General features: G+C 71.6%; 18 protein-coding genes. 17 read left to right on the top strand and 1 reads right to left on the bottom strand.

The features are described from left to right. A partial coding sequence (locus E1285_RS32775) for a hypothetical protein (RefSeq protein ID WP_207946984.1) occupies window positions 1-507 on the bottom strand: 507 nt, incomplete at its 3' end. Window positions 508-759: 252 nt separating this feature from the next. On the opposite strand from E1285_RS32775, the gene rsmD reads away from it, so the two are divergent. From rsmD to E1285_RS32690, 17 genes are all read left to right on the top strand, one after another. Beyond that, window positions 760-1326 carry a 16S rRNA (guanine(966)-N(2))-methyltransferase RsmD gene (rsmD, locus tag E1285_RS32770; protein WP_132158455.1) on the top strand — a complete coding sequence of 189 codons (567 nt, stop codon included), beginning with the start codon at window positions 760-762 and terminating at the stop codon, window positions 1324-1326. A gap of 29 nt (window positions 1327-1355) precedes the next feature. Next, window positions 1356-2807 carry a penicillin-binding transpeptidase domain-containing protein gene (locus E1285_RS32765; protein ID WP_132158454.1) on the top strand — a complete coding sequence of 484 codons (1452 nt, stop codon included), beginning with the start codon at window positions 1356-1358 and terminating at the stop codon, window positions 2805-2807. Between the two features lie 138 nt (window positions 2808-2945). Further along, window positions 2946-3425 carry a pantetheine-phosphate adenylyltransferase gene (gene coaD / locus E1285_RS32760; protein WP_132158453.1) on the top strand — a complete coding sequence of 160 codons (480 nt, stop codon included), beginning with the start codon at window positions 2946-2948 and terminating at the stop codon, window positions 3423-3425. Window positions 3426-3553: 128 nt separating this feature from the next. Beyond that, the gene (locus E1285_RS32755; protein WP_132158452.1) at window positions 3554-4201 is read left to right on the top strand and encodes a YceD family protein; all 648 of its coding nucleotides are present in this window, start codon (window positions 3554-3556) and stop codon (window positions 4199-4201) included. 1 nt (window position 4202) lies between these two features. Continuing rightward, window positions 4203-4382 carry a 50S ribosomal protein L32 gene (gene rpmF, locus E1285_RS32750; protein ID WP_132158451.1) on the top strand — a complete coding sequence of 60 codons (180 nt, stop codon included), beginning with the start codon at window positions 4203-4205 and terminating at the stop codon, window positions 4380-4382. Window positions 4383-4657: 275 nt separating this feature from the next. Continuing rightward, the gene (gene rnc, locus E1285_RS32745) at window positions 4658-5479 is read left to right on the top strand and encodes a ribonuclease III (RefSeq protein WP_132158450.1); all 822 of its coding nucleotides are present in this window, start codon (window positions 4658-4660) and stop codon (window positions 5477-5479) included. Then, window positions 5472-6374, top strand: coding sequence for a bifunctional DNA-formamidopyrimidine glycosylase/DNA-(apurinic or apyrimidinic site) lyase (gene mutM, locus E1285_RS32740; RefSeq protein ID WP_132158449.1), 903 nt, complete (start codon window positions 5472-5474; stop codon window positions 6372-6374). Before rnc ends, mutM begins: the two co-directional genes overlap by 8 nt. A 26-nt stretch (window positions 6375-6400) precedes the next feature. Then, on the top strand, window positions 6401-6712 hold the full coding sequence (locus tag E1285_RS32735; RefSeq protein WP_132158456.1) for an acylphosphatase: 312 nt from the start codon (window positions 6401-6403) through the stop codon (window positions 6710-6712). A gap of 178 nt (window positions 6713-6890) precedes the next feature. After that, window positions 6891-7088 (top strand): hypothetical protein, encoded by a 198-nt coding sequence (locus E1285_RS32730; RefSeq protein WP_083946295.1) that lies wholly within the window; start codon window positions 6891-6893, stop codon window positions 7086-7088. Window positions 7089-7679: 591 nt separating this feature from the next. After that, on the top strand, window positions 7680-11357 hold the full coding sequence (gene smc / locus E1285_RS32725) for a chromosome segregation protein SMC (protein WP_132158448.1): 3678 nt from the start codon (window positions 7680-7682) through the stop codon (window positions 11355-11357). A 295-nt stretch (window positions 11358-11652) separates the two neighbouring features. Further along, window positions 11653-12060, top strand: coding sequence for a globin domain-containing protein (locus E1285_RS32720; protein WP_165966852.1), 408 nt, complete (start codon window positions 11653-11655; stop codon window positions 12058-12060). 20 nt (window positions 12061-12080) lie between these two features. Beyond that, window positions 12081-13256 carry a globin domain-containing protein gene (locus E1285_RS32715; protein ID WP_132158446.1) on the top strand — a complete coding sequence of 392 codons (1176 nt, stop codon included), beginning with the start codon at window positions 12081-12083 and terminating at the stop codon, window positions 13254-13256. Between the two features lie 5 nt (window positions 13257-13261). After that, window positions 13262-13921 carry a DivIVA domain-containing protein gene (locus E1285_RS32710; protein ID WP_165966851.1) on the top strand — a complete coding sequence of 220 codons (660 nt, stop codon included), beginning with the start codon at window positions 13262-13264 and terminating at the stop codon, window positions 13919-13921. Between the two features lie 381 nt (window positions 13922-14302). Further along, entirely contained in the window at window positions 14303-15457 is a 1155-nt protein-coding gene (gene ftsY, locus E1285_RS32705; RefSeq protein WP_132158444.1) for a signal recognition particle-docking protein FtsY, read from the top strand. 170 nt (window positions 15458-15627) lie between these two features. Further along, entirely contained in the window at window positions 15628-16989 is a 1362-nt protein-coding gene (locus E1285_RS32700; RefSeq protein WP_132158443.1) for an ammonium transporter, read from the top strand. A 3-nt stretch (window positions 16990-16992) separates the two neighbouring features. Beyond that, window positions 16993-17331: a P-II family nitrogen regulator gene (locus E1285_RS32695; RefSeq protein WP_132158442.1), complete on the top strand. Its 339-nt coding sequence runs from the start codon at window positions 16993-16995 to the stop codon at window positions 17329-17331. Window positions 17332-17338: 7 nt separating this feature from the next. Beyond that, window positions 17339-19036: [protein-PII] uridylyltransferase (locus E1285_RS32690; protein ID WP_132158441.1), on the top strand; the 1698-nt coding region annotated here is incomplete at its 3' end.

The raw sequence follows: 19036 nt of genomic DNA, 5'->3' as shown, positions 1-19036 counted from the left end.
GCCGAGTTCGGTCCCGGCGCTGACGACCGGCCCGCCCTGCCCGCCGCCCGACACCTCGGCGCCGGTCTTGAGCTTCACTCCGGCGCTTCCCGCCGACGAACGGGCCTTGGCCTCGACCTCGGCGCCGGCGGCGGCCTTGCCGTTCTTCAGGGACACGCTCGCACCGGTCTTCACCCGGAGGCCCGCTTCGCCCTCGGACGTCTTCACGCCCGCGCCGAGATCGAGGCCCGCGGTGGTGGTCCTGGTGCGCTCGTCATGGTCGAGCGTGGCGCCCAAGCGAAGGTCGAGCGTGGGGCCCTGCCCTTGCTTGGCGGGCCCTTGCTTGGCGGGCCCGTTCTTGCTGGACCCGTGCTTGGCGGGCTTGCGCTTGGCGGGCTTGCGCTTGTCGGATTCCTGCCCGGCGGCCTTGGACTCGGCGAGCTTGGTCTTGACAGGGGGCGGGGAGGTCTCGGCGTGCGATACGCCGCTCATGGCGGCGATGCCGAGCACCGTCGCGCCGGCCGTCACCGCCAGTCTCCTACCGTGATGCACGAGTTCTCCTGAGGGGATCGGGTTGCACAACCTGCGAGCACGTTTACACGACCAGTAGTTACTGTGAACGGGATCCGGATCATTTGGTCGGGGATTCACAAGAGAGCGCTGCGTGCGTTGTGTAGTTTTCGGTTTGCCGTCCGTTGACCGGACGGTCATGTGGCCGGGTGGACGCCGTCCTCACCGTGCGCGTGCGCATGCGCGCCGCACCGCCGGGATACTGGGGAGATGACCAGGGTCATCGCGGGGAGCGCGGGAGGACGGCGGCTGGCCGTACCGGCGGGACGGGACACCAGGCCGACCAGCGACCGCGCGAGGGAGGGCCTGTTCTCCACGGTCCTCGCCCTCCTCGGCCCCCTGGACGGGCTGCGCGTCGCCGACCTGTACGCGGGCTCCGGGGCGGTCGGTCTCGAGGCGCTCTCCCGGGGCGCCGCGCACGCGCTGCTCGTCGAGTCGCATCCGCGCGCGATGAAGGTGGTCCGGCAGAACGCCGAGGCTCTCGGGCTGCCCGGGGCCGTCTCGCGCGCGGACAGGGTGGAGCGGCTCGTCCGCACGCCGCCGGACGAGCCGTACGACCTGATCTTCGCGGATCCGCCGTACACGGTGCCGGACGCGTCCGTCACCACCCTGCTGGAGGGCCTGCGCGACCAGCGGTGGACCTCCCAGGACGCGCTGGTCGTCGTGGAACGCGCCGCGCGCGGCCCGGCGCTGAGGTGGCCGGACGGCTTCGAGGCCGAGCGGGACCGGCGCTACGGGGAGGCGGTGTTCTGGTACGGGCGCGCCACCGGCCGTTGACATGAAGAACTTCGGGTAAAAGCATCGGCATGAAGCCCGGGACCGACCGCGCGCTGGCACGAACCTGGGTCATCACGCTCGTGATGGTCGTCGCGCTCATGGCGAACATCACCTACGTGCAGGGATTCGAGGCGCAGGAGCTTCGAGACGATTCCGACAACGCCCGCCGGCTCGACGACCGCTTCAAGATCGACCGGGGGCCCATCGTGGCGGACGGCGAGCGCCTCGCCTGGTCGGAGAAGACCGACGATGACCGCTACCGGCGCCGCTACCGGGACGGCCCGGTCTTCGCGCCGGTGACCGGCTACTTCTCCGTGTACTCCCAGACCGGCCTGGAGGAGGCCGCGAACCACTTCCTGGACGGGACCGACGACCGCCTCGCCACGTCCAATCTCATCGACAAGATCATCGGCAAGCACGTTCCCGGCGGGACCGTCGAGGCCACCATCGACGTCGGCGCCCAGCGCGCCGCCTACGAGGCGCTCGCGGGCGCCGGCGTGCGGCGGGCCGCGGCCGTCGCCATCGACGCCGACTCGGGCGCCGTCCTGGTGATGGCGTCCACGCCCTCCTACGACCCGAACGAGGTGTCCACCCTCGACGGGGAGGCCGCGACCGCGGCGTTCGGCCGGCTCAACGACCAGCCGCTCAAGCCGCTGCTCAACAAGGCCACCAAGGAGCTGTTCCCGCCGGGATCGACGTTCAAGGCCGTGGTCGCGGCCGCCGCGCTGGAGGCCGGAGCGACCGCGGATGCCCGGGTCAAGGCGGGGCGCAGCTACCGGCCGCCGGGGGCCGGGCAGGCGATCAACAACGACGCGGGCGACATCGGGGGCTCGTGCGACCTGGGCCGGATCCCGCTCATCGAGGCGTTCGCGCAGTCCTGCAACACCACGTTCGCCTACATGGGCGCGGAGGAGCCCGGCAACGACGCCGTCCTCCAGAAGGCCGCCGATTTCGGGTTCGGTGACCGGATCGAGTACGCCGACGGCGTGCTGAGCGCCGCCAGTTCGTTCCCGGAGACCGGTGAAGCGGCGCTGAGCGCGCTCGCCTCCATCGGTCAGGGCAGCACGGTCGCGACTCCGCTTCAGATGGCCATGGTCGCCGCCGGAGTCCTCAACGAGGGGGTGGTGATGCGGCCGCATCTCATCGACAGGCTGCGCGCCCCGGGAGGCAGGACGGTGGACGACATCTCACCCGGCCGGATGTCCCGGGCGCTGAGTTCGGAGCAGGCGGAGCAGATGCGGAACATGATGGAGGCCGTCGTCGAGAGGGGCACCGGGAAGTCGCTGAAGGGCACGTCCGTCCTCGGCGGCAAGACGGGGACCGCGGACGTCGCGGACGCCCCCTACAACGACCGCTGGTTCATCGGATTCGGCCCGCGCGAGGACCCGGAGTACGCGGTCGCGGTGATGACCGAGGCGTCCGGCTACGGCATCGAGTCCGGCCCCATCGCCGCCAGGATCATCGACGCGCTGGCCGGCTGAGCCCGCCCTGCGGTCCCGCCCTGCGGTCCCGTGCGGCGGTCCGTGCCCGCGCCGTGCGGAGCCCGGGTGAAGGGGGACCGAACGCGATTTGGTACGTTCACGCCGCAGGTCAAAACCGGGACCGAAGGGGTTCGCGCCGTGCGCCGTGTCGTCTGTCCGGGATCGTTCGACCCCGTAACCAACGGGCATCTCGACATCATCAGCCGCGCCTCCCGTCTGTATGACGAGGTGGTCGTCGCCGTGCTGATCAACAAGAACAAGAAGAGCCTGTTCACCGTGGACGAACGCGCCGGCATGATCTCCGAGGTCACCAAGGAGTACGGCAACATCCGCGTGGACACCTTCTACGGGCTCACCGTCGACTACTGCAAGGAGCAGGACATCCCGGTGATCGTCCGCGGGCTCCGGGCCGTCAGCGACTACGAGTACGAGTTGCAGATGGCTCAGATGAACCACCGAATCGCGGGTGTGGAGACGCTTTTCATGGCGACGAACCCCGAATACGCGTTCCTTTCGTCGAGCCTGATGAAAGAGGTCGTGAAGTTCGGTGGCGACATCTCCGGACTCGTCCCCGACATCGTCCACGACCGGCTGGTGGAGCGGCTCAGAGAAGCGTGAGCCTCCCTCCGCCGCGAGGTGGGAGAGCGGTGCCGGAGGCCCGTCCCTGGTGAGGGGGCCGCGAGTTGGGGCAAGCGCCGGTCTTCGGTATCCTGGGACATCGGCCATCACCCGCGGCCGTCATTCCCATGCCTCACGAAAGCAGGAAGCCACTGACACGCCTCGACCCCAACGCCCCACTCGTGCTCGACACACGAGCGCTGAGCAGGCAACCCGGGTCGTCGCGGGAGGAGCGCCTGTCCGTGCCGGCACCGGAGAATTTCGGCGTCGAGATGGTGGGCGTCCCCGAGGGCGCCGCGATCGAGCTGGACATCCGGCTCGAAGCGGTACTCGAAGGGGTGCTCGTCACCGGCACGGCGACGGTCCCCCTCAAGGGGGAGTGCTCCCGCTGCCTCGACCCGATCGCCTCGTCCTTCGAGGCGGACTTCCAGGAACTCTTCGTCTACGACGACACCCGCTCCGGCGGGAACGCCGAGGACGACGAACTCCGCCTAGAGGGCGATCTGATCGACCTCGAACCCGTCCTGCGGGACGCGGTGGTGCTCGCGCTGCCGCTGTCCCCGCTGTGCCGGGAGGACTGTCCGGGCCTGTGCGCGGACTGCGGTGTACGGCTGGCGGACGCCGGACCCGGCCACCGCCACGACGTCGCCGACCCTCGATGGGCGGCGCTGCAGGATCTCACCGGCGACCTGGCGCCGGATCCCCCCCGACGGGGGAACGGGAGCTCAGGCCCCCGTGGTACATCCGACCGACGAGAAGGAAAGCAGGAGGGCTGACGTGGCCGTCCCCAAGCGGAAGAAGTCGCGCAGCAACACGCGGCACCGGCGTGCGCAGTGGAAGGCCACGGCGCCGAACCTGGTCGAGTGCCCGATGTGCCGCGACCACAAGCTGCCCCACACCGCGTGCGCGACGTGCGGCACCTACGACCGGCGGCAGGTCATCGCCCCGTCGGCCTGACTCTTGCGACCCGGGGGCGGATCCGCGCGGAAGGCGCGGCCCGCCCCCTGCGGTGCGCAGGACAGGCACCCCGACCACCCGGCGCGTGACGTCGGCGTGGTGACCGGCGCGGAGACTGCGCCCGGAGCCGTGGTGCACGCCGGGACAACCGACCGGCGCGCACCTCGTCTTCGCGGACCCTCCCGCCGTGCGTCCTCGCCGCCCCGGCCCTTCCGGCCGCGCGCCCACAGACGCGACCGCGCCATGCGCGGTGCACGGCCTCCGAGGAGGGCCTTGTGAGCGGCAAGAAGAGCGACCCCGCGCCGGATCGCGCGGAACTGACCGGCGCGCTCGGCGTCGCCGTCGGCGACGAACTGCTCGAACGCGCACTCACCCACCGTTCCTACGCCTACGAGAACGGCGGGCTCCCCACCAACGAGCGCCTGGAGTTCCTCGGCGACTCGGTGCTGGGCCTCGTCGTCACCGACACCCTCTTCCGGGGCCACCCCGACCTGCCCGAGGGGCAGCTGGCCAAGCTGCGCGCCGCCGTGGTCAACATGCGGGCCCTCGCGGGCGTCGCCCGGGGCCTCGACGTCGGCGGCCACATCCGGCTCGGCCGCGGCGAGGAGGGCACGGGAGGCCGCGACAAGGCGTCGATACTCGCCGACACCCTGGAGGCGCTGATCGGCGCGGTCTACCTCGACCGCGGCCTGGAGGAGGCGTCCGCCCTGGTCCACCGGCTCTTCGACGGGTTGATCGCCCGCTCGGCGGGTCTCGGCGCCGGGCTGGACTGGAAGACCTCGCTGCAGGAGCTCACCGCGGTCGAGGAACTCGGCGTCCCCGAGTACCACGTCGCCGAGAGCGGCCCCGACCACCAGAAGACGTTCCGCGCCTCGGTCCGGGTCGGCGGGACGACGTACGGGGCGGGCGAGGGCCGCAGCAAGAAGGAGGCGGAGCAGAACGCCGCCGAGGCCGCCTGGAACGAGATCCGCCGGATCGTCGTGGAGCGGGAGGCCGCCGAGCAGGCCGAGCAGGTTCGCGCGGCCGGTCAGGAGCAGGCCGGTCAGGAGCAGGCCGGTCAGGAGCAGGCCGGACAGGCGGCCCAGGCCGGTGCCTGAGCTTCCCGAGGTCGAGGTCGTCCGGCGCGGCCTGGACCGCTGGACGGCCGGGCGCACGATCGCGTCCGCCGAGGTGCTGCACCCGCGGTCGGTGCGCCGCCACGAGCCCGGCCCGGCCGACTTCGCCGGACGGCTCGCCGGCCGCACCGTCCGCGCGCCCCGCCGCCGCGGCAAGTACATGTGGCTGCCGCTGACCGCGGGCAAGGACGAGACGCCCGGAGAGGCGCTCCTGGCGCACCTCGGTATGAGCGGCCAGCTGCTCGTCGGCGAACCGGACAGGGAACGCGAGAAGCACCTGCGGGTCCGGATCGGCTTCGACGACGGGGGCCACGACCTGCGCTTCGTCGACCAGCGGACGTTCGGGCATCTCATGGTCGCCGACCTGGTGCCGGACGTGATCGGCGGCTCGGCCGGCCCGGGGCTCGTCCCCGAACCGATCATGCACATCGCCGCCGACCCGCTGGAGGACGCCTTCGACCCCGAGGTGTTCTTCCGCGCCCTGCGCCGCCGCAAGACCGGGATCAAGCGGGCCCTGCTCGACCAGTCGCTGATCAGCGGGGTCGGCAACATCTACGCCGACGAGGCGCTGTGGCGGGCCAGGCTCCACTGGGCGCGGCCCACCGAGACGATGACCCGGGCGGAGGCCGCGCGCGTCCTGGAGGGCGCACAGGACGTCATGGGGGCCGCCCTGGCCGTCGGCGGCACCTCGTTCGACAGCCTCTACGTCAACGTGAACGGCGAGAGCGGCTACTTCGAACGATCGCTGGACGCCTACGGGCGCCGGGACGAGCCCTGCCGCCGCTGCGGCACGCCGATCCGCCGGGACGAGTTCATGAACCGCTCGTCCTACAGCTGCCCCATGTGCCAGCCCCGTCCTCGCCGGGCACGGTACTAGGGCACCGGGAGGCACCGGGCATCGAGATGGGGGACGCGATGGACGAGGAGAACGTGCGGCTCACCGCCTGGGTGCGCGGCCACGTCCAAGGGGTCGGGTTCCGCTGGTGGGTGCGGGCGCGGGCGCTGGAACTCGGCCTCGACGGCACCGCCACCAACCTCGCCGACGGGCGCGTGGAGGTCGTGGCGGAAGGACCGCGCGGGCAGTGCCGCAGACTCCTCGACCTGCTGGACGGCGACGCGCCCGCCGGGCTGCCCGGACGCCCTGGCAAGGTCACGGGCGTGACCGGCCGGTGGAGCGAGCCGCGCGGCCAGGGCCCCGGTTTCCACGAGCGGTGACCGGGTAGGGAGTTCCGGTTTATACCTGCTAAACTAGTAGAGGAAGGTTGTTACCGGCCTGTGATGTGCGGCTTGACCAGGACACCGGCCGGTGCGACTCTAGACGATACGCGCAACGACTTCAGCTGATTCTCGTGCGCGATCCCTGCTGGTTACTCAGCGTGGAGGACCCTTAGTCATGGCGAAGGCTCTACTCGGCCACGTCGGCGGTCCCGACCCCCGGATGGTCGCGGAGATGCGGCGCCTTCAGCAACGCGTACGTGATCTGGAAGCCGAGCTCGTACGGCTTCAGGCAGAGAACGACGCGCTCGCGACGGCGCCGGACGACGATGTGATGTCCCTAGCGGTAAAGGACCGCGAACCCGCGCTGACCTGATCAGCGCCTTCCTTTCAGTGAACTAGGGACGCCGCAACTCGGCGTCCCTGTTTTATGTGCTCCCTGCCGTGTTCACGGCACCGCCCTCCTTCGCGGGCTTGGCCGGGCTCCGGCCCGCCCGCTCGGGCCGCCCGGGATCGATCACTGCGCGTGATGGTCGAAGGACCGGGCCCTGGCGAGTCTGCGGTGTACCCTCGGGGTGATGTACGGGGGATCCGTCAGGAATCGGTCAAACCTTTGTGCGGGTTCTGGCTGTCCGGAATTGGTGGCTTGGCCAGCAGTTGTCGGGATTTGGGGTATCCGGTGGGTCGTGAGCGCCGTGACCCGAATCCCCGCCCTCCGCGCGTCCCGTGCCGACGGTCCAAGCAGCCGGTGTATAACCGACGCGGTGACCTCAGCCGTCCCCGCAACCCCGCGACGACCTGAACCGTCGCGATCGCGTCCGAAGGCAGGTTTCGAGCCTGCGAGAAACCTGATCGCGCAGCGAGCCCCCAGGGCGAGTCGGAGCGATGCAGCGATCGCACCGCAGTGCCCGTTGAAGGAAGGCGCCCCGGCGCCTGACGCCGAGGGCACTGCAATAGGAAGGCCAGCGTGTACTTGAAGAACCTGACGTTGCGCGGCTTCAAGTCCTTCGCGTCGTCCACCACGCTGAAGTTCGAGCCGGGCATCACCGCCGTCGTCGGGCCGAACGGGTCGGGGAAGTCGAACGTCGTCGACGCGCTGGCCTGGGTGATGGGGGAGCAGGGCGCCAAGTCGCTGCGCGGCGGCAAGATGGAGGACGTCATCTTCGCCGGGACCGCCAGCCGGGCGCCGCTCGGCCGGGCGGAGGTCGTGCTGACGATCGACAACTCCGACGGCGCGCTGCCGATCGACTACACCGAGGTCACGATCAGCCGGCTGATGTTCCGTTCGGGCAGCAGCGAGTACGCGATCAACGGCGACTCGTGCCGGCTGCTGGACATCCAGGAGCTGCTGTCGGACTCGGGCATCGGCCGCGAGATGCACGTCATCATCGGGCAGGGGCAGCTCGACCGCGTCCTGCACTCGGGGCCCGAGGGGCGCCGCGCGGTGATCGAGGAGGCCGCGGGCGTCCTGAAGCACCGCAAGCGCAAGGAGAAGGCGCTCCGCAAACTGGACGCGATGCAGGGGAACCTGACCCGCGTCCAGGACCTCACGGGCGAGCTGCGGCGGCAGCTGAAGCCGCTGGGGAAGCAGGCCGAGATCGCGCGCAGGGCCGCCACCATCCAGGCCGATCTGCGCGACGCCAGGCTGCGGCTGCTGGCCGACGACCTGGTCACGCTGCGGACGAAGCTGGAGCAGGAGGCCGCCGACGAGGCCGCGATCCGGGAGCGGCGCACCGAGACGGAGCGGGCGCTGAACGAGGCGCAGGAACGCGAGGGCGTCCTGGAGGCCGAGGAGGCGGAGCAGGCGCCCAAGCTCGCGCAGGTACAGGACACCTGGTTCCGGCTCTCGGCGTTGAAGGAGCGGCTGCGGGGCGTCGCCGACCTGGCGGCCGAGCGGCATCGCAACGCCGCGGAGGCGCGCGAGGAGGAGCGGCGGGGCCGCGATCCCGAGGACATGGAACGCGAGGCCGCCGAGATCCGGGAGCAGGAAGAGATGCTCCGGGAGGCGCTGGACGAGGCGCAGGACGCGCTGTCCGCGGCCGTTGGCGAGCGGTCGGGCGCCGAGGAGGCCCTCGCCTCCGAGGAGCGGCGGCTGCAGGCCGCCGTGCGCGCCGCGGCCGACCGGCGGGAGGAGCTGGCCCGGCTGCGCGGGCGGGTCGAGGCGCTGCGCAGCAAGGCCGCGGCCGGACGGTCGGAGATCGGGCGGCTCGCCGAGGCGCGCGAGGAGGCCGAGCAGCGCGCCGAGTCCGCGCAGGCGGACTTCGAGGCGTTCGAGGGCGAGGTCGTGGAGGACCCGGAACTCGCCGCCGAGCACGAAGTGGCCCAGGAGGCGCTCGCCACGGCGAAGGACGCCGCGGAGTCGGCGCGCGCGGCGGTGGACGGCCCGCGCCGGGCCTTGAAGGAGGCGCGGTCTGCGGTGGGGTCGGCGCGGTCGGCGGACCAGGCCGCGCAGAAGAAGGTCGCGGCCCTGCAGGCCCGGATCGAGGCTCTCGATCTGACGCTGGCCAGTGCCGCCGATGGCGGGGAGGCCCTTCTCGCCGCGGGGGCGGACGGCTCGCTCGACGGCGTTCTGGGGACGGTCGCGTCGCTGCTGAACGTCCGTCCCGGGTACGAGACCGCGATCGCCGCCGCGCTCGGCAACGCGGCCGAGGGCATCGCCGTCGGGTCGGTGGATACGGCCGAGGCCGCGTTGACGCTGCTGCGCTCCCGTGACGCCGGACGTGCCGGGCTGCTCGTCGGCGGGGGAGCGGCCGTGGCGGGTGGAAGGCTTCCCGGGATCGACTACGCGGCCGACGCCGTGACCGTGCCGGACGCCGTGCGTTCCGCGGTCGAGCACCTGCTGCGCGATGTGGCCGTGGTGGACGACGTTGCGTCCGCTGCCGCGCTCGTCCGCAGCGAGCCTTCCCTGCGGGCCGTCACCCGCGATGGGGAGCTTGTCGGTGCGCACTGGGCCCAGGGCGGCGCGGCGGGCGGCGGGCAGAGTCTTCTGCAGATGCGCGCGACGCTGGACGAGGCCACCGAGGATCTCGCCGCGGCCGAGACGGCGGCCGGTGCCGCGGCCGACGAACTCACGGCGTCCACAGAACGCGAGCAGGCCGCGCAGACGGCCGTGGAGGCCGCTGAGGCGGCCGCCACCGAGGCCCAGTCAGGGGTCAACCAGGCGCAGAGCGAGCTTGACCGCGTCCGCGCGCGCTTGCGCGAGCATGACGCGCAGGCCGCCCAGGAGGCCCAGCGCGCCGCGCGGCTGGAGGCCGACGTCCGCGCCGCCCGGGGCGAGACGGAGCGGCTCACCAAGTCACTGGACGCGGCCGGCGAATCCCTGGAGCGCGATACCGAGGCGGCCGAAGAGCTCGCGATGCGGCTCGCCGAATCGGAGGAGGCCGCCGAGGTCGCCGACGAGGCCGGGCACGACACCGATGCCCGCGACGAGCTCAACGCCCGCTGCCAGGAACTCCGCACCGCCGAGATGGAGTCGCGGCTGTCGGTCCGCACCGCCGAGGAACGCGTCCAGGCCATCGCCGGACGCGCCGACGCCCTCGAACGCGGCGCCCGCCGCGAACGCGACGAACGCTCCCGCGCCGCCCAGCGCCGCGCCCGCCGCGAGGAGCAGGCCAAGATCGCCAAGGCTGTCCACAAGGGCGCGAGGACGGCCCTGGAGCGCATCGAGCACTCCCTCGACGCGGCCGTCCGCCGGCGGGAGGCCGCCGAGCAGGCCAAGGCCGCCCGCGAGGCCGAGCTGAAGGTCGTCCGCACCCAGGTCCGCGAACTGTCCGGGACGCTCGAACGCCTGGTCAACGTCGTGCACGGGAACGAGGTCGCCCGTGCCGAGCAGCGGCTCCGGCTGGAGCAGTACGAGCAGCGGGCCCTGGAGGAGTTCGGCCTGGAGGTCGAGTCGCTGGTGTCGGAGTACGGGCCCGACCAGCTCATCCCGCCCGACCCCGACCAGGAGGCGGGCTCGGACGGTGAAGCGGGTACGGCCGCGCAGCCCGTCCCGTACGAGCGTGCCGTCCAGGAGAAGCGGGCCAAGACCGCCGAGCGGCAGCTCAACCAGCTCGGCAAGGTCAACCCGCTCGCGCTGGAGGAGTTCGCCGCGCTGGAGGAACGGCACGCGTTCCTCACCTCGCAGCTGGAAGACCTGAAGAAGACCCAGCGGGAGCTGCTCGGCCTCGTCAAGGAGGTGGACGACCGCGTCCAGGAGGTGTTCGGCACCGCCTACGACGACACCGCCCGCGAGTTCGAGCGGATCTTCGCGCGGCTGTTCCCCGGCGGGGAGGGCAGCCTGTCGCTGACCGAGCCCGGCGACATGCTCACCACGGGCGTCGAGGTCGCGGCCCGGCCGCCCGGCAAGAAGGTCAAGCGGCTGTCGCTGCTGTCGGGCGGCGAGCGGTCCCTGGTCGCCATCGCGTTCCTCGTCGCCGTCTTCAAGGCCCGCCCGTCCCCGTTCTACGTCCTGGACGAGGTCGAGGCCGCGCTGGACGACACCAACACCCAGCGGCTGCTCACCGTGTTCGAGGAGCTGCGCGAGGCGTCCCAGCTGATCGTCATCACCCACCAGAAGCGGACCATGGAAGGCGCGGACGCCCTCTACGGCGTCAGCATGCGCGGCGACGGCGTCACCCAGGTCGTCAGCCAACGGCTCACTTGAATTTCATATAACAGCAATAACAGTCAAGGCCTCCTTGGAGCGTTACAGAGGTCAGTGTTCACATTTCGGACACGAGTTGGATGTGGTCCTCGGTATTTTCGCCGTCCAATAACTGCTTGGTTACGGGCCGTTTGCGCCGGTAACGGGGCGAGGGCGCACCGACCGTGACGCCGTGGCCACGCTGGCGGACTTGTGTGGGTCTTACCAATGCACTACGCATGGGCACCGTGGCTCTCCGGCTTCCCCTCACCGGACAAATACCGTCCGGTACGCAGAGCCCTGGAAGGTGATGTGCGTGGACTCCCAGAAACTCAAGAACAATTTCGCTCTCGTGGGCGCCAACGGCATCGACGTCGCCGAATATTTCTACGCCGACCTTTTCGCGCGTGAACCGCAGCTCAGGTCGATGTTTCCGGTGGCGATGGCCAAGCAGCACGAGGTTCTGCTCGCCGCGCTGTCCCAGATCGTCTCGTCCGTCGACGACACCGACGCGCTCGTACCGTTCCTGCAGGACCTCGGCCGGCGGCACCACGGCTTCGGCGTCCTCGGCGACCACTACGGCCCGGTGGGCGCCAGCCTCCTGGCGACCCTCGCCTACTTCAGCGGCCCCGAATGGAACGACGACCTCGAACGCGACTGGACGGCCGCCTACGGCCTCGTCGCCAAGGTCATGACGGAGGCCGCGGCCGAGCCCGTCTCCTGAGCGGCCCCATCCGATCCGATATGGACGCACAGCGCCTGAAGGACAGCTTCGACCATGTCGCCGAACAAGGTGACGCGGTCGCGCTCTTCTTCTACTCCGACCTCTTCGTCCGCAACCCGCACCTGCGCGACATGTTCCCGATCGGGATGACCGGCCAGCGCGACAAGCTGCTGCGCGCCCTCGGGCACATCGTCTCCCAGGTCGACGACCTGCCCACCCTCGTCCCGTTCCTCCAGCAGCTCGGCCGCGACCACCGCAGGTTCGGCATCGTCGCCGAGCACTACCCGCACGTCGGCGCCAGCCTCCTGGCGACCCTGCGGCACTTCTGCGGCCCGGCCTGGACCGAGGACGTCGAGGGCGACTGGAACGCCGCCTACAGCCTGGTCGCCAAGGTCATGCTGGAGGCCGCCGACGAGAACGCCCTCACCAGTCCCGCCTGGTGGAACGGCCAGGTCATCGCCGTCGAGCGGCGCCGGTTCGACATCAGCGTCCTGCGCGTCCAGCCCGACCGGCCGCTGCCCTACACGCCCGGCCAGTCGGTCGCGCTGGAGGTGCCGTCCCGGCTGCGGCACTGGCGGTACTACTCGATGGCGAACGCCCCACGCCCCGACCACACCGTGGACTTCCACGTCCGGCTGGTGGACGGCGGCCCCGTCAGCCCCGTCCTGGTGCGCGGCACCGAGACCGGCGACCGGGTCCGCATGGGCGCCCCCATCGGCACGCTCACGCTGGACGAGGCGTCCGGACGGGACGTCCTCCTCGTCGCGGGCAGCACCGGCCTGGCCCCGCTCAAGTCGATCCTGGAGCAGATCTCGCGCCGCTCCGTCCCTCCGCGCGTGCACCTGTTCTTCGGCGCCCGCACCACGGACGGCCTGTACGACCTGGAACACCTGACCAAGCTGGCCGGCGAGTTCCGCTGGCTCAGCGTCGTGCCCGCCGTCTCGGACGAGTCCGGCGGCCACGGCTTCTCCGCCCTGCTCCAGTCGGGTCTCCAGGCGGGGCCTCCGGCCGGCGACGGCGACGTCGAACACGGAAACCTGTCGGACGTCGTGGCCAGGCACGGCCCCTGGGACGGTCACGACGCCTACGTGTGCGGGCCGTCCGCGATGGTCGCGCACACGGTCGAGCAGCTCATGCGGCTCGGCGTCCCCCGTGACCGCATCCGGCTGGAAACCTTCGCAGACGCACAGAGGTGAGCGCGTTGAACTCCCCCAACCTTCCCGTCGTCTCCGCGGGCTCGCGGCTGACCCCGGGCGAGCTGCAGTCTGTGGTCTTCGCCCGGGCCGCCCTCGGCCGCCGCGGATACGACGAGGAACAGGTCCGCAACTTCCTGGCGTACGTCGAGCGGGAACTCGTCCAGATCTTCGGCGACAAGGCGGCCCTGGCCGACGAGGTCAACCGGCTGCGCGCCCAGGCGGCCAAGGGCACGCCCGGCGTGATGGCGCCCGAGGACGCCCACTTCCAGGCCGTCCGGATCCTCTCCCAGGCGCAGCAGACCGCCGACCTGTACGTGGCGGACGCCGAACGCTACACGCGCGAACTGGCCCACGAGGCCAGGCTGCACCGGGAGGCGATCCTGTCCGACGCCAAGGGGCGGGCCGAGCACCTCCTCGAGGACGCCCATCGCAAGGCCGCCGCGGTCGCCGACGCGGCCGTCCGCAACGCCGAGCAGGCCGCGCCCCCGCCCGTCGTCCACACGGAGTCCGTGCCGGACGACGAGCGCCGCGCGATGGAGCGCGAGATCGCCTACCTGCGCACCTACAGCGACGTCTACCGCACCCATCTCCGCTCCTACCTGGAGGCCCTCCTCCGCAACGTCGACGACTGGGAGAACTCCGAACGCGCCTCCCTGCCGCGCTAATTGCATTGCCCTTGGCGTCGGGCCCTGGGGGCCCTCCTTCGGCGGGCACTGCGTGCGATCGCTGCATCGCTCCGGCTCGCCCTAGGGGCTCGCTGCGCGATCAGGTTCTCGCAAGCTCGAACCTGCCTTCGGACGCGATCGCGACTGTTGGGGTTGTTGCGGGGTTGTTGTGGTGGCTGGGGTCGGTGGGTGGTGGGTGTTGGTTCCTGGGGTTCGCTGGGTGGTCAGGGTTCTCGCGGGCTCGAAAGCTGGTCGCGGTCGCGACTGTTCAGGTGGCCGGGGGTTGTTGGCGGATGAGGTCAGCGCGTTGTTCTGGTTCGCTCGGCGGGTTCCGGGGGACTGGTCCGTGGGGTAGGGAGTCTCTGGAAAACTGGGGGCGCTATGGAATATCTGATCGTCATCGCCGCGCTGGCCGCCGTCGCACTGATCGTCGGCGGCGTCATGCTGCTGCGGCCCGGTCGCGGTAGGCCGCGTAAGCCCGCTGAGCGTCCCTCGGAACGGGTGGGGGGTGCGACCGAGGCCGATGAGGCGGGGGGCGGCGCCACCACCATCGAGAAGGCGCCGCCGACGGAGGTGCCGCCGCCGCGGCCCACGGTCGAGATCGAGAAGCCGCCGCCCGGCGCGGGACGGCTCGTGCGGCTGCGCGCCCGGCTCGCCCGCTCCCAGAACACCTTCGGCAAGACCCTCCTCGGGCTGCTGTCGCGCGAGACGCTCGACGACGACGCCTGGGAGGAGATCGAGGACACCCTCATCACCGCCGACATGGGCGCCGCCGTGGCCAGGCAGGTCACCGACGACCTGCGGACGCGGGTGCAGGTCCTCGGCACGCGGAGCGTGGACGAGGTGCGCGCGCTGCTCAAGGAGGAGCTCGTCAAGCAGATCGGGCCCGACCTGGAGCGCTCCCTGCGGACCGAGGCGCCCGGCGAGCGCCCCGCCGTGATGATGGTCGTGGGCGTCAACGGCACCGGCAAGACCACCACCTGCGGCAAGCTCGGCCGGGTCCTCGTCGGCGACGGCAGGACCGTGCTCCTCGGCGCCGCCGACACCTTCCGCGCCGCCGCCGCCGACCAGCTGGAGACGTGGGGGAACCGGGTCGGGGCGCAGGTCGTCCGCAAGGAGGAGGGCGCCGACCCCGCCAGCGTCGCGTTCGACGCGGTCAAGCAGGGCATCGACACCAAGGTCGACGTGGTGATCGTCGACACCGCAGGCCGCCTGCACACCAAGACCGGGCTGATGGACGAGCTGGGCAAGGTCAAGCGCGTCGTGGAGAAGCAGGCCACGGTCGACGAGGTCCTGCTCGTCCTGGACGCGACGACCGGGCAGAACGGCATGCAGCAGGCCCGCGTCTTCGCCGAGGTCGTCAACATCACCGGCGTCGTGCTGACCAAGCTGGACGGCACCGCGAAGGGCGGCATCGTCGTCCAGGTGCAGCGCGAGCTGGGCGTCCCGGTCAAGCTGGTCGGGCTGGGGGAGGGGCCGGACGATCTGGCGCCGTTCGAGCCCGAGGCCTTTGTCGACGCCATCCTGGGAGACTGATAAATCGGACTATTAATGCCGAAATATGGCATGTGAGGTTTTGGAAACACCGGTGAAACACACCGGGGTCGGTTTTCACACCGGGGAAACGTAAGAGCCCCTCAGGTGAAACGGCCGAGCCAGAGTCTCTGAGCAGTCACGTTCCCTGGCGAGGAGGGACTCTCTCAGAGATGAACATCGATAGCGGTAACACCGCGTGGATCCTGACGAGCGCGGCGCTCGTCCTGCTGATGACACCGGGCCTGGCCTTCTTCTACGGAGGCATGAGCCGGGCCAAGAGCGTGCTCAACATGATGATGATGAGCTTCGTCAGCATCGCCGTGGTCGGCATGGTGTGGGTCGTCTACGGCTGGTCCCTCGCCTTCACCTCCGGCGGCGGGCTCAGCTCGTTCATCGGCGGGTTCAGCGAATGGGGGCTGGTCGGCCTGGAGACGGCGGCCACCGCCGACGACGGCAGCGGCATCCCGCAGCTGGTGTTCGTGGCCTTCCAGGCGACGTTCGCCATCATCACCGTCGCGCTCATCAGCGGGGCGGTCGCGGACCGTGCCAAATTCGGAGCCTGGGTCGTGTTCACCCTGGCCTGGGTGACGCTCGTGTACTTCCCCATCGCCCACTGGGTCTGGTGGTCGGACGGCGAGGAGGGCGGCAAGGCCGGCTGGATCTTCGAACTCGGCGCCCTCGACTTCGCGGGCGGCACGGTCGTCCACATCAACGCGGGCATCGCGGCACTCGCCCTCGTGCTCGTCCTCGGCAGGCGCAAGGGCTGGCCGAAAGAGCCGATGCGCCCGCACAACCTGCCGTTCGTCCTCCTCGGCGCCGGTCTGCTGTGGTTCGGCTGGTTCGGGTTCAACGCCGGCTCCGCCGGGGCGGCCAACGAGGTCGCGGGCGTCGCGTTCATCAACACGCTCGCCGCGACCTGCGCCGCCGCCTTCGCCTGGATCGTCGTCGAGAAGCTGCGGGACGGCTCGTCCACCACGCTCGGCCTCGCGTCCGGCATCGTCGCCGGCCTGGTCGCCATCACCCCCGCCTGCGCGTTCGTCACCCCGCTCGGCGCCATCGTCATCGGCATCGTCGCCGGCGCGGCCTGCGCCTTCGCGGTCAGCCTCAAGTACAAGCTCGGCTACGACGACGCGCTCGACGTGGTCGGCGTCCACATGGTCGGCGGCATCGTCGGCGCCCTGCTGATCGGCCTGCTGGCCACCACCGCCGTCAACGACGGCGGCGCCGACGGGCTGTTCGCCGGCGGCGGCCTCTCGCTGCTCGGCAAGCAGGCGGTGGCCGTCCTGGCGACCCTCGCCTACTCGTTCGTGGTGACCTACGTGATCGCCAAGCTCATCGACCTGGTCATGGGCTTCCGGGTCGCCGAGGACGACGAGGCGGCCGGAATCGACAGCACGGCGCACGCCGAGACCGCCTACGACTTCGGCACCATCCGGGCGGGCACCGGCTCAGGCGCGACCCTGGCCGCGGCCGCCGCGCCCGCCGAGGGCGCGGCGAAGTCCGAGGACACGGCCAAGAAGGTGGAGGCGTAAGGGATGAAGCTCATCACGGCGGTCATCAAGCCGTTCAAACTGGACGAGGTCAAGAAGGCCCTGGAGACCTTCGGGGTCAAGGGCCTGACCGTCAGCGAGGCCAGCGGCTACGGCCGGCAGAAGGGCCACACCGAGGTCTACCGCGGCGCCGAGTACCAGGTCGACCTGGTGCCCAAGCTGCGCGTCGAGGTCCTCGTCGAATCCGAGGACGCCGACGACATCATCGACGTCATCGTCAAGGCGGCCCGCACCGACAAGATCGGCGACGGCAAGGTCTGGGCGGTCCCGGTCGACACCGTCGTCCGCGTCCGCACCGGCGAGACCGGCCCGGAAGCCCTCTAGGCCTCCCGTGTCCCTCGCAACGGCCGATGCGGCCCGTTCCGTCCTCGTGGCGGCGCGGGCCGCTCGCACCGCGGAACTGGACCGCTGGCTTGGGTCGCTCCTCACGGACGGCCAAGTCCCCGAGGACGTGGCGCTCGTCGCGGTCGGCAGCCACGCCCGCCGCGAACTGACGCCCGGCGGCGACCTCGACCTCGTCCTGCTGCACCGCGGCCGGGCCGACGTCGCCGGGATCGCCGACCGGATCTGGTACCCGGTCTGGGACTCGGGACTGCGCCTCGACCACTCGGTCCGGACCGTCCACGAGGCCCGGACGGTGGCGCGCGGCGACATGAAGGCGGCACTCGGGCTGCTGTCCGCACGCCGGATCGCGGGCGACCGCGCGCTCGCTGACGAGCTGCGCGCCGCCGTCCTCGCCGACTGGCGGGCCGACGCCCCGGCCCGGCTGGGCGAACTGTCTTCGATGTGCCGCGAACGCTGGGACACCCAGGGCGAACTGGCCTTCCTCCTGGAACCCGACCTCAAGGAGGCGCGCGGCGGGCTCCGCGATGTGCACGTCATGCACGCCGTCGCCGCGTCCTGGGTGGCGTCCGCGCCCGGCGGGCGGGTCCGGGAGGCCCATGACCTGCTGCTCGACATCCGGCACGCGCTGCACGACGTCACGGGACGGTCCACCGACCGTCTCGTCCTGCAGGAGCAGGAGGCGGTCGCCCGCGCACTCGGGCTGCTGGACGCGGACGTCCTGCAGCGCTCGATCGCGGAGGCGGCCCGCGCGATCACCTACGCCGCCTCGCATCTGTGGCGCCGCGTGGACCGTTTCACCACGTCCCGCGCCCGGCGCCCCGCCGCCCCGTCCGCTTCCGCCTCTCCCGGCGCGGACCGGCGGGGCGTGGAGCGGCGCCCGGTCGGGGACGGCGCCGTCGAACACGAGGGCGAGGTCGTCCTGGCGCGGAACGCCGACCTGAACGACCCCGCGCTCGTCCTCCGCGTCGCCGCGGCCGCCGCCCAGGCCGGCCTGCCGCTGGCCCCCGCCACCGTCGACCGGCTCGCCGAGCGCGCCGTCCTGCCGCGGCCGCCCTGGTCCGCCGGCGCCCGGGACGCCCTCGTGTCCCTGGTCGGCGCCGGACCCGCCGCCATCGGCGTCTGGGAGGCGCTCGACCAAGCCGGGCTCATCGTCCGGCTGCTGCCCGACTGGGAACGTGTCCGGAACCGGCCGCAGCGCAACCCCGTCCACCGGTTCACCGTGGACCGCCACCTCGTGGAGGCCGCCGCGGGCGCCGCCGCCCTCACCCGCGAGGTCGCCCGGCCCGACCTGCTCCTCGTCGGCGCCCTCCTGCACGACATCGGCAAGGGCTGGCCCGGCGACCACTCCACCACCGGCGCCGTCGTCGCCCGCGACATCGGCGCCCGCCTCGGATTCACCGAGGACGACGTCCGCGTCCTGGAGACGCTCGTCCGCCACCACCTGCTGCTTCCCGAGACGGCGACCCGCCGCGACATCGACGACCCGGTGACCGTCCAGACCGTCACCGCCGCCGTCTCCGGGGTGCCCGGCCGCGAACGCGAGATCATCGACCTCCTCGCCGCCCTCGCGATCGCCGACGGCAACGCCACCGGCCCCGCCGCCTGGGGCGCCTGGAAAGCCGGACTCGTCGCCGAACTCGCCCGCCGCGCCGCCGCCGCGCTGGCCGGCGGGACACCCCCGCCC

It is taken from the genome of Actinomadura sp. 7K507, assembly GCF_004348425.1.
GTDB lineage: Bacteria > Actinomycetota > Actinomycetes > Streptosporangiales > Streptosporangiaceae > Spirillospora.
This window is presented reverse-complemented; position numbering and strand designations above follow the sequence as displayed.